The 10,787-nt window shown below is 68.8% G+C and carries 9 protein-coding genes; 6 read left to right on the plus strand and 3 right to left on the minus strand.

Translation table 11 applies throughout. The features are described from left to right. The first annotated feature begins 38 nt into the window (after nt 1–38). Entirely contained in the window at nt 39–929 is an 891-nt protein-coding gene (locus tag BMY35_RS34205) for a DMT family transporter (RefSeq protein WP_093209061.1), read from the plus strand. Nucleotides 930–938: 9 nt separating this feature from the next. On the opposite strand, the gene BMY35_RS34210 is transcribed toward BMY35_RS34205, so the two are convergent. Genes BMY35_RS34210 through BMY35_RS34220 form a run of 3 tightly spaced genes read right to left on the minus strand, consistent with a single transcriptional unit; the run spans nt 939 to nt 5,004 of the window. After that, nucleotides 939–1,694, minus strand: a complete 756-nt coding sequence (locus BMY35_RS34210) for a GntR family transcriptional regulator (protein ID WP_093209064.1) — start codon at nt 1,692–1,694, stop codon at nt 939–941. Further along, nucleotides 1,691–3,460: a glycerol-3-phosphate dehydrogenase/oxidase gene (locus tag BMY35_RS34215; RefSeq protein ID WP_093209066.1), complete on the minus strand. Its 1,770-nt coding sequence runs from the start codon at nt 3,458–3,460 to the stop codon at nt 1,691–1,693. The genes BMY35_RS34210 and BMY35_RS34215 overlap by 4 nt, the downstream gene beginning before the upstream one ends. Beyond that, nucleotides 3,457–5,004, minus strand: coding sequence for an FGGY family carbohydrate kinase (locus tag BMY35_RS34220; protein WP_093209069.1), 1,548 nt, complete (start codon nt 5,002–5,004; stop codon nt 3,457–3,459). Before BMY35_RS34220 ends, BMY35_RS34215 begins: the two co-directional genes overlap by 4 nt. A 181-nt stretch (nt 5,005–5,185) precedes the next feature. Here BMY35_RS34220 and BMY35_RS34225 point away from each other — a divergent pair, with 181 nt between their 5' ends. Genes BMY35_RS34225 through BMY35_RS34245 form a run of 5 tightly spaced genes read left to right on the plus strand, consistent with a single transcriptional unit; the run spans nt 5,186 to nt 10,697 of the window. Beyond that, a complete protein-coding gene (locus BMY35_RS34225) occupies nt 5,186–6,232 on the plus strand; it encodes a substrate-binding domain-containing protein (protein WP_093209071.1) in 1,047 nt (348 codons plus the stop codon). 14 nt (nt 6,233–6,246) lie between these two features. Then, nucleotides 6,247–7,761: a sugar ABC transporter ATP-binding protein gene (locus BMY35_RS34230; protein WP_093209073.1), complete on the plus strand. Its 1,515-nt coding sequence runs from the start codon at nt 6,247–6,249 to the stop codon at nt 7,759–7,761. Then, entirely contained in the window at nt 7,758–8,789 is a 1,032-nt protein-coding gene (locus BMY35_RS34235) for an ABC transporter permease (RefSeq protein ID WP_093209076.1), read from the plus strand. The genes BMY35_RS34230 and BMY35_RS34235 overlap by 4 nt, the downstream gene beginning before the upstream one ends. Next, entirely contained in the window at nt 8,786–9,796 is a 1,011-nt protein-coding gene (locus BMY35_RS34240) for an aldo/keto reductase (RefSeq protein ID WP_256230426.1), read from the plus strand. The genes BMY35_RS34235 and BMY35_RS34240 overlap by 4 nt, the downstream gene beginning before the upstream one ends. 49 nt (nt 9,797–9,845) lie before the next feature. Next, nucleotides 9,846–10,697 carry a class I fructose-bisphosphate aldolase gene (locus BMY35_RS34245; RefSeq protein WP_093209079.1) on the plus strand — a complete coding sequence of 284 codons (852 nt, stop codon included), beginning with the start codon at nt 9,846–9,848 and terminating at the stop codon, nt 10,695–10,697. Nucleotides 10,698–10,787: the final 90 nt, after the last annotated feature.

Raw genomic sequence — 10,787 nt, forward strand, 5'->3', positions numbered from 1 at the left:
CCTGCACGAATGCACGGGCCGCGCCACAATCGCGCCCCATGCCTTCCTTCACCCCGCGCCAGTTCGTCATCCTCGTTCTCCTGACCCTCGCGTGGGGCTTCAACTGGCCGGTGATGAAGCTCGGCGTGGCCGACTACCCGCCGCTGGGCTTCCGCGCGATCTCGATCTGGCTCGGCCTGCCGGTGCTGGCCATCGCGCTGGTGTGGCTCAAGGTGCCGTTCCGCGTGCCGCGCAGCGCGTGGCCCGAGCTGGTCTGGCTTGGCGCCACCAACATGTTCGTCTGGCACGCCTGCATCATCCTCGCGGTGAAGGCACTCTCGGGCGGGCGCGCCGCGATCCTGGGCTACACGATGCCGGTGTTCTCGGCCGTCATCGGCGCCCTGCTGTTCTCCGCCGCGCTCACGCGGCGCGCGTGGCTGGGCGTTGGCGCCTGCGCGGTCGGCGTGGGGCTGCTGCTGTGGCACGAACTCACGAACCTGTCGGGCCGGCCCGGCTACGTGGCGCTGGCACTGGTGGCCGCGGCCACGTGGGCGCTGGGCACGCAGCTGCTGCGCCACACGCGCATCGGCCTGCCGACGCTCACGCTCTCGTTCTGGATGACCGCGATGACGGCCGTGGTGATGACGGCGCTCTCGCTGCTCTTCGAGCGCGAGCAGCTCTACTGGCCAGGCCGCGTGGCATGGGGTTCGATCCTCTACAACGCGGTGCTGATCTTCGGCTTCGCCCACGCCGCATGGTTCTACCTCGCGCGCGGCCTGCCGCCGATCGCGTCGACGCTGAGCGTGATGTTCATCCCGGTGCTGGGCGTGTTCAGCGGCGCGGTGTGGCTCGGCGAGGCCGTGCACTGGCAGGACTGGGTGGCGGTGGCGCTGATGATGGTGGCCATCGCCTCGGTGCTCTGGCCCTCGAAGACAGCCACCAAGGGCTGAGCCCGGACCTCAGGTGGTCGTCTGCACGTGCAGGCGGCTGGTCTTGCAGCGGTGCAGCGCGCGGTAGTGCTCCAGCGGCCTGCCGTTGGCACCGTAGGCGATCGACTCGATGCGCAGCAGCGGCTCGGGCTGAGGCAGGTTGAGCAGGTCGCAGGTCTCGGCGTCGGGCAGCACGGCGTCGATCCAGCGTTCTGCGCGCACCAGGCGCAGGCCGTACTGGCGGCGCAGCACGTCGTAGAGCGAGCGGTCGTCCAGGCGCGTGCGGTGCAGGCCCGGTGCAAGGTCGGCGGGCACCACGGTCTCCACCAGCAGGCGCAGCTCGCCGTCCACGCTGCGCAGGCGCTTGAGCGCAACCACCTGCGTGTCGTCGGTCAGGCCGAGCGACGCGGCTTCCTGCTCGGTGGGCGCGCGCAGCTCCTGCGTGAGGATCTGCGTGCGCACCGAGCGGCCCTTGCGCTCCATCTCGTCGGAGAAGCCGAGCACGGTGGAGACGAAATCTTCGTCCCGCTCGCGCGCCGACACGAAGGCGCCCCGGCCCTTGATCTTGTAGATGAGGTTGTTGCGCACCAGGTCGGCCAGCGCCTCGCGCACCACGATGCGCGAGATGCCGAACTGCTCGCCCAGCTCGGCTTCGGATGGCAGCTTGGCGCCGATGGGCAGCACGCCCTGCAGGATCTGCATGCGCAGCGCGTCGCGGAACTGGGCCCACAGCGGGGACTCGGAATCGCGGTCGAGTACGGTCGAAATTTCGGTCTGAGAGTTCACGTCGAGGGCTGGCCCATGGCCTGAGGAGTCATCAATGATGCATCGAAAGATGCCGGCGCATCGGCCGCCACCGGCGAAAGCCGCACGCCGTGGCGCTCGCGCAGCGCGGTGGCGCAGGCCTTCAGCTCGGCATGCTGCTGTGCTGCGTCCCAGCCCAGCGCCTCGGCGGCGATGCCGGCCATCTCGGCCAGCGCGGCGTCGGTGACGAGCCCGCGGATGGCCAGCAGCGTGCGCCGGATCACGAGGTCGTCCAGGTGCACCACGCCGGTTTCGAGACACAGATACGAAAGCTCGGCGACCGAATAGTCGGGCGCATGGCGCAGCGGCATGTCGCCCGAGGCGGCCAGGCGCTGCGCCAGCGGCAGCGCCTTCGATCCGTAGCGCCGCAGCAGCACCTGGGCGCGCGTGCGGCTCATGCCCGAGGCGCCGACCATGCGCTCGACGAAGCGCTCGGCCGCCTGCGCATCGGCCGGCAGCTCGGCACCGCCGCCGATGGGCAGCATGTCCGTCGATGCCGTGCGCGGACGGCCCAGTTGCTTCAGCACTTCGTTGGTGGCTTCCTCGGCGAGCGCGCGAAAGGTGGTCCACTTGCCGCCGACAAGGCCGACGACGGGAATATCGCGCGTGGCGCTCGGCGGATCGAGCACCACCGAGTGGTCGCGCGAGATCTGCCCCGGCTTGTCGGCGTCGGAGCGCGCGAGAGGCCGCACGCCGACGTACGTGTAGACGACATCGCCACGGTCGAAGCGCAGGTTCGGGAACACCTCGGCCAGCACTTCGAGCAGGTAGTCGACCTCCTCCGGCTCGGTCGCGATCTTGTCGGGGTCTTCCACCGGGATGTCGGTGGAGCCCACCAGCACGCGGTCGAGGAAGGGATAGACGATGCACACGCGCCCGTCCACCGCCTCGAAGTAGGCCATGCGACCTTCGAGCGCATCGCGCAACGCGGGATGGTCGAGCACGAGGTGCGAGCCCTTGGTGCCCATCACGCGCGGACCGCCGCCGCCGAGCACTGCCGTGCTCCGGTCCAGCCATGCGCCGCTGGCGTTCACCACGGTGTCGGCCGTCACGCGCACCAGCGCGCCGGTGATCTCGTCGCGCAGCGTGATGATGTTGCCCGCGCAGCCCATCACGCGGCAGTAGTTGGTGGCGGCCGAGCGCGGCTGGTCGCGGCAGGCATCGCCGATCAGCTCGAGGATGAGCCACTCGGGGTGGCTGATCCACGCGTCGAAGAAGGTGGCCGTCCAGCGCACCGCGGCGCGGAACAGGCTGCGGTCGCCCGGCGGCACGCGGCTGATGCGGTGGTTGGGCATCACGCGCTGGCGGCGGCCCAGCAGGTCGTACAGGCGCAGGCCCGCGGCCACGGCCAGCAGCCCGCGCGTGCGCTGCGGCGGCGTGCGGCCGAAGAACTTGAGCGCGCTGCTCATCAGGCCGCCGAAGAAGCTCGACAGCGGCACCACCGTCTTCAGCGGCTGCACCAGATGCGGCGCGTTGCGCAGCAGCAGGTTGCGCTCGCGCGTGGCCTCGGCCACCAGCGAGAAGCTGCCGTTCTCCAGGTAGCGCAGGCCGCCGTGGATCATGCGCGAGGGCGCGCTGCTGGCACCCGCGCTGAAGTCGCCCTTGTCGACGATGAGGCAGTCCACGCGCTGCAGGCACAGGTCGCGGAACACGCCCACGCCATTAATGCCGGCGCCGATGATGACCGTCGAGAAATGGCGGTCCGCCAGGGATGCCGGGCGTACGAAGGGCAGTTGCCAGGCGCTCATCGGGAAACCTCCGCGCTGGGCGCTGCGGTGCGGACGCCTTCGGGCGGCCGGGCGGCGCCCATCGCGCCTCCCGCCAAATGGGAAAACACAGGAGACATGGTGTCGATCAGTTCGTTGAAGCCGGCGATGAAGTCGGCATGGGCGCGCGCCTGGGCTGCGTCGGGTTCGACGGTGTCGCAGGGCGCGAGCAAGGCGCTGCCTTGCTCCGCGCGGTCGATGCCTTGCGACATGGCGGCGTAGATGGCGGCGCCGCGCGCGCCGGTCTCGTCGTCGGCGCAGCGCTCGACCGGGTGGCCGAGGAAGCCCGCCAGCAGGCGCACGAGGCGCGTGTCGCTTGCGCCGCCGCCGAGCACGGTGGATGCGGACACCGGCAGCCCGCAGGCCGCGAGGCGCGCCGTGTGCCGTGCGTGCAGCGCGGCAACCGCATCGACCACCGCGCGCGCCATGTCGCCGCGCGTGTGATGGCTCTTGAGGCCGACGAAGCCCGCCGTCACGCCACCGCCGCCGTTGACGAAAGGCAGGAAGCGCAGGCCGCCGGCACCCAGCGGCACCGACATCGCCAGGTCGACCACCGCGCGCGAATCGGGCAGCCCGAGCACGCCGGCCAGCCATGCGATGTTGGCCATCGACGAGGGGCTGTTCTCCATGTAGAGGCGCTTGTCCTCGCGTCCGAAATTGACGACGGCGGCCACCGCGGGCTTGGGCTCGATCACCGGCCCGATGACGGCGTTCACGCACCAGGTGCCGAAGACCGACACCGCGCGCGAGCGCCCTTCGGCGCAGATCGCGGTCATCGAGGCGAGCAGGTCGATGGCGCCCATCGCCACGGGAATGCCGGCGGGCAGGCCGCACAGTGCGGCTTCCGAAGGCCGCAGCCTGCCGACGATCTCGCCGCTGGGCACCAGCGGACCGAAGACGCGCGGGCCGAGATCCGCGATGCCGGACGCATCGAAGGCCGCCTGCGACCAGGTGCCCGTCTCGATCGACACAAGCCCGGCGGTGCTCGCATCGCTGGCGTCGGTCGCGATCTCGCCCGTCAGCAGGAAGCCGAGGTAGTCCTTCGCGAACATCAGCCGGCGCACCGCGCCGCGCTGCACGGCATCGGTGCCCAGCAGCTCGGCCGCGATCACCGTGGGCTGGCCGGGCCAGGGCTGGCAGCCCACGTCGGCGAAGAGCGCAGGGCCGTGGCCTAACGCAAGGGAACGCGCACGCGCGTCGGCGCGCTGGTCGGTGGAGGCGACGGCGCGTCCGCTCACGAGCTCTATGCGCGCATCGAGCGCATAGAGCCCCGCGCCATGGCCGGTGCAGCCGATGGCGCGGACCTCCGCCACGCGGTCTCCGAGTTGATGGGCGACGTCGCGCAGCACGTGGGTGAGCGCTGCGCGGATGGCCGTCGCGCTCACTTCGCATCCCCCTCCGGGCAGCCGGTCGTGCGGCAGTGGCATTCGGGACAGGGCGACGGAGCGGCCGCTCCCGGCTTCGAGGGCCAGGGCTTTCAGGCTGCTCGACCCCATGTCGATGCCGATCAGTATGTTTGGCTTCATGTCATAACAGCTTCGGCTGAATAAAAGCACCTTGCCAGTAGCGTTTCCCCTAGTTATCCCTGCAAACGGCCAGCGCGTACATTCTAGCCTGTCATAACAACTGATGTGACAAAGAGGTTCCAAGGGCTGCCCTGAAAAGCGGCAGCCACAAGCTGTGCCACCCAACGTGAGGAGACAAAAAATGAGGCGTAATTTCCTGAAGTCCGCAGCCGCAGCCGGCATCGGCCTGGCCGGCGCAAGCGCGTTCGCGCAGCAGCAGGCGGCTGCCCCCGCCGCGGCAGGCGGCCTGCGCGGCAATTCGAGCGACGTCTACGTGATGAACGTGATGGTGTCGGGGGTCGAGTACTGGTTTCCGGTCTACGAAATGATGAAGCAGCTCGGCCGCACGCTGGGCGTTCGCACCCGCTACACCGGCACGCCCGAGTACGACGTGAACAAGCAGCTCGCGTCCTTCGAGCAGGAGCTGGCGCGCAAGCCCGCGGGCATCCTGCTGCACCCGATGAACCCCGACCCGTTCATCGAGCCGATCAACCGTGCCGCGGCGATGGGCATCCCGGTCGTCACCTTCGCGGCCGACTCGCCGAACTCCAAGCGCACCTCCTTCGTCACCTCCGACAACGACCGCGAAGGCACGCAGGCCGCCGACGCCATCGCGGCCTCGCTGGGCGGCAAGGGCGAATACGCGGTGCTGGAGAACCCCGGCCAGGACAACCACGACCGCCGCATCGCCGCCTTCATCAACCGCATGAAGGCCAAGCACCCCGGCATGAAGCTGGTCGGCCGCGCCGCCAGCAACCAGGACCCGAACAAGGCCTACCAGGCGGTGCTGAGCCTCGCGCAGGCCAACCCGAACCTGGGCGCGCTCTTCATGCCCGAGGCCAACTCCGCCCTCGGCGCGGCGCAGGCCAAGGTCGAGACCAAGAAGAACATCAAGGTGATGTGCTGCGACGTGAACGCCAAGATCCTCGACATGATCAAGTCGGGCGACGTGTTCGGCTCCATCAACCCGAACCAGGGCATGCAGGGCTACATGGGCATGATGATGCTGTTCCTGGCCAAGAACCCGACGCTCATCGACCCGATGAACGACGCCAAGCGCAACGGCACCAACCCCATGGCCGTGCCCTTCCTGGACAACGGCCTGTCGGTGGTGAGCAAGGCCAACGCCGACGACTTCTACTGGGACAAGTACCTCGCCCGCCGCGGCACCAAGGGCATCGGCGAGTGAATGGGCACGAAGCGATGAGCGCACTGCTCGAATTGCGGGGCATCAGCAAGCGCTTCGGCGCTTCGCGCGCGCTCTCGGGCGTGGACTTCTCGCTGCACCGCGGCGAGATCCACGCCCTGTGCGGCGAGAACGGCGCGGGCAAGTCCACGCTGATGAACATCATCGACGGCATCCACCAGCCGGACGAGGGCACGATCGCGCTCGACGGGCAGCAGGTGGTCATAGACGGCCCGGCACATGCCATGCGCCTGGGCATCGGCCTGGTACACCAGGAGATCGCCCTGTGCGGCGACGCCACCGTGGCCGAGAACATCTTCATGCCGGAAATCAACGCCGGCAAGAGCGCGTGGATGAACTACGCGAGCCTCAACGAACGCGCGGCCAAGGTGCTGCAGCGGCTGGGACAGGACGTGGACCCGGCCGCGCTGGTGAAGGACCTGAGCATCTCCACGCAGCAGCTCATCGAGATCGCGAAGGCGCTCACGCTGGACTGCAAGGTGCTGATCCTCGACGAGCCCACCGCCGCGCTGACCGACAACGAATCGGCCGCGCTCTTCAAGGTGCTGCACGACCTGCAGGCGCAGGGCATCGGCATCATCTACATCAGCCACCGCATGGCCGAGATCTTCGCGCACTGCTCGCGCGTGACCGTGCTGCGCGACGGGCGCGACGTGCACAGCGGACCGCTGGCCGAGCTCGACGCCGACGGCCTGGTGCGCCGCATGGTCGGGCGCGACCTGGGCAACTACTACCCACCCAAGCAGGATGAGCCCGCATCGGGCGAGCACGTGCTCGAGGTGACGGACATCGCCGACGGCGAGCGCGTGCACGGCGTGTCGTTCAGGCTCAAGCGCGGCGAGATCCTCGGCATCGCGGGCCTGATGGGCGCCGGCCGCAGCGAGCTCGCCGAGACCATCTGCGGCCTGCGCACGGCCCGCGGCGGCAGCGTGCGGCTGCGCGGCAGGGAACTCGCCATCCGCAAGTACAGCGACGCGCTGCGCGAGGGCATCGCCTATCTCAGCGAAGACCGCAAGGCGGCCGGCGTCTATCTCGACCTGCCGATCGCGCAGAACATCGCGTCGATGGCGCTGAAGCGCGTGAGCTCGCGCTTCGGCCTGCTGCAGCGCGCGAGCGAACGCAAGCTCGCGATCGAACTGGGCGCCAAGCTCAAGCTCAAGTCCGACGGCGTCGACATCGACGTCGCGAGCCTGTCGGGCGGCAACCAGCAGAAGGTGGCCATTGCCAAGCTGCTGGCCACCAACCCGTCGGTGCTGCTGATGGACGAGCCCACGCGCGGCGTGGACGTGGGCGCCAAGTCGGAGATTCATCACATCCTGCGCGACCTGGCCAGCCAGGGCGTGGGCGTGATCGTGATCTCCTCGGAGCTGCCCGAGATCATCGGGCTGTGCGACCGCGCGCTGGTGATCCGCGACGGCCGGCTCGCCGGCGAGGTGCAAGACAAGGACATGACGGAAGAGGTGCTGCTGCGGCTGGCCTCCGGACTTTGCGAAGAGGAAGCGACAGCATGAATTACCCAGCACAACTCGATGCGGGGACTGCCCCCGGTCTCCAGCAACGCCAATCGGGAGGAGGAGGTCCCGTGAAACCCGCCAGCAAACTCGGCAGCATGCGCGAGATGGGCCTCCTGCTCATCATCGCCGCGCTGTGCGTGGGCATGAGCTTCGCCTCGCCCTACTTTCTCACGTGGGACAACGTGCGCGCGATGCTGCTGTCGTTCTCCATCGAGGGCATCGTGGTGGTGGGCATGACCATCCTGCTGATCGTCGGCGGCATCGACCTGTCGGTGGGCTCGGTGGTGTGCTTCGCGATGGTGGTCACGGGCAAGCTCTTCCTCATGGGCTTCGACCCGTGGACGGCGGGGCTCATCGCCATTGCCGCCAGCGCCATGATCGGCGCGATGATCGGCGGCTGCGTCACGCGCATCGGGCTGAACCACTTCATCGCCTCGCTGGCCTTCATGGTGATCGTGCGCGGCCTGTGCCTCGCACTCACGCAGGGCACGCCGCAGTCGCTGTTCTCGCTGCCGGCGGAGTTCAAGTTCATCGGCCAGGGCACGCTCTTCGGCATTCCTGCCGTGATCCTGATCTTCCTGGTGATCGTGGTGGTGAGCGACTTCGTGCTGCGCCGCTCCTCGCTGCTGCGCCGCGTGTTCTACACCGGCAGCAACGAGAAGGCTGCGCTCTATTCGGGCATCCGCGTGGGCCACGTGAAGTTCTGGGTCACGGTGCTGTGCGCTGCATCGGCTGGGCTCGCAGGCGTGATCTACACGGCGCGCTTCGGCGCGGCCACGCCGACCTTCGGCATGGGCATGGAACTCAACGTGATCGCCGCCGCGGTGATCGGCGGCGCCAGCCTCAAGGGCGGCTCGGGCACGGTGCTCGGCGCTGTGCTGGGCCTGGCGCTGCTGTCGGTGGTGACCAGCTCGCTGATCCTGCTCGACGTGTCGCCCTACTGGCAGGACGTGATCAAGGGCGTGATCCTGCTCGCGGCCGTGACCATCGACCACCTCATGAACACGAGAAAGACCAAGCGATGAGCAACAGCACCAACAACGCATCGGCCATGAAGAAGACCACGCTCGGCCCCTCGGGCATCGAGTGCTCGGCCATCGGCCTGGGCACCTGGGCCATGGGCGGATGGATGTGGGGCGGCGGCGACAACGCGGCCGCCGTGCTCGCCATCCAGGCTTCGCTGGACGCAGGAGTGAACCTGATCGACACCGCGCCGGCCTACGGCCTCGGGCGCTCCGAGAGCATCGTCGGCACCGCGCTGAAGGGCCGGCGCCACGAGGCAGTGATCGCCACCAAGTGCGGGCTGGTCTGGCACACCCAACAGGGAACGCACTTCTTCGAAGAAGACGGCCACCCGGTGTACCGCTACCTCGGGCGCGAGTCGATCATCCACGAGGCCGAAGAAAGCCTGAAGCGCCTGCAGACCGACTACATCGACCTCTACATCACGCACTGGCAGGACAGCACCACGCCGGTCGAAGAGACGATGAGCACGCTGCTCGAACTCAAGAAGCAGGGAAAGATCCGCGCCATCGGCGTGAGCAACGTGAGCCCCGAGACGCTGGCCGAATACCTCCGGTACGGCCCGGTCGACGCCGCACAGGAGCGCTACAGCCTGATCGACCGCGAGATCGAGCAGACGCTGGTGCCGCTGTGCACCGAGCACAACGTGGCAGTGCTGGGCTACTCCTCGCTGGCGCTGGGCCTGCTCGCGGGCCCCATCGACCCCGAGCGCAAGTTCACCGGCGACGACCAGCGCGCCACCAACCCGCGCTTCAGCGCGCAGAACCGCGCGAAGCTCAAGGCCTTCTTCGAGGAGCTGGAGCCGCTGCGCAAGCAGCTCGAATGCTCCTTCGGCCAACTCATGATCGCCTGGACGCTGGCGCGCGGAAGCATCTCGGTGGCGCTGTGCGGCGCGCGCGTGAGCAAGCAGGCCATCGAGAACGCGGGCGCCGGCTCGGTGCGCCTGCACGACGCCGCGCTGGAGCTGATCGACGCGGCAGCCGGCAGGCACCTGGGCTCGCTGGCCTGAGCCGCCCTCTTCTTTTCTGTCACACCAACACACAAGGACTTCTTTCCGTATGTCGAAGGACAAGACCGCACGCCTGAACAGGCTGCTCAACAACGGGCGCTGCCTGGACATCGCGCTCGACCACGGCGTGTGCAACGAGCCCAGCTTCCTCGACGGCCTCGAGGACATGCCCTCGGTAATGGACCGTCTCGTGGCCGCCCGCCCCGACGCGATCCAGCTCAACTACGGCCAGTCCGACCTGCTGCAGGACCGCCCCGGCCGCGACAAGCCCGCGCTGGTGATGCGCATCGACATGGGCAACCCCTACAACGCCACGCGCCACCGCGTGATGTGGGCCGTGCTGCAGAACGAGCACGACCCGGTGCTGCCGGCCGTGCAGCGCGACGCGGCCTGCGTGGTGGTCAACCTCTTCATGCTGCCCGACGAGCCCGACCTGTTCCGCCAGTGCGTGCAGAACATCGCCCGCGTGCGCGCCGACTGCGACCGCTACGGCATGCCGCTGATGATCGAGCCGCTGGTGATGCAGGCGCCCTCGGCCGGCAGCCGCTACTCGGTGGACGGCGATGCCGAGAAGATCGTCACGCTGGTGCGCCTGGCGCGCGACATGGGCGCCGACATCATCAAGGCCGACCCCACCACCGACCCCAAGGACTTCCACCGCGTGGTGCAGGCCGCGCGCTGCCCCGTGCTCGTGCGCGGCGGCGGCCGCGAGGACCTGCAGCAGGTGTTCGCGCGCTCGCGCGTGCTGATGGACGAAGGCGCCGTCGGCATGGTGTACGGGCGCAACGTCTACCAGCACGGCAATCCGTCGGCGGTGGTGGATGCGCTGATGGCCATGATCCACCGCGGCGCCAGCGCCAAGGAGGCATGGGACATCTACGAATCGGGTGGCGCGAAATGACATGACGAAGACGCGCCCTCTTTAGGAGGAAGAAAGAAGGAAGAAAGCTCACGGCGGGCGACGGATGCGTCGCCCGCCGGGGTGCGTCCT

The sequence above is a fragment of the Variovorax sp. YR750 genome, from assembly GCF_900109805.1.
GTDB classification, from domain to species: domain Bacteria; phylum Pseudomonadota; class Gammaproteobacteria; order Burkholderiales; family Burkholderiaceae_C; genus Variovorax; species Variovorax gossypii.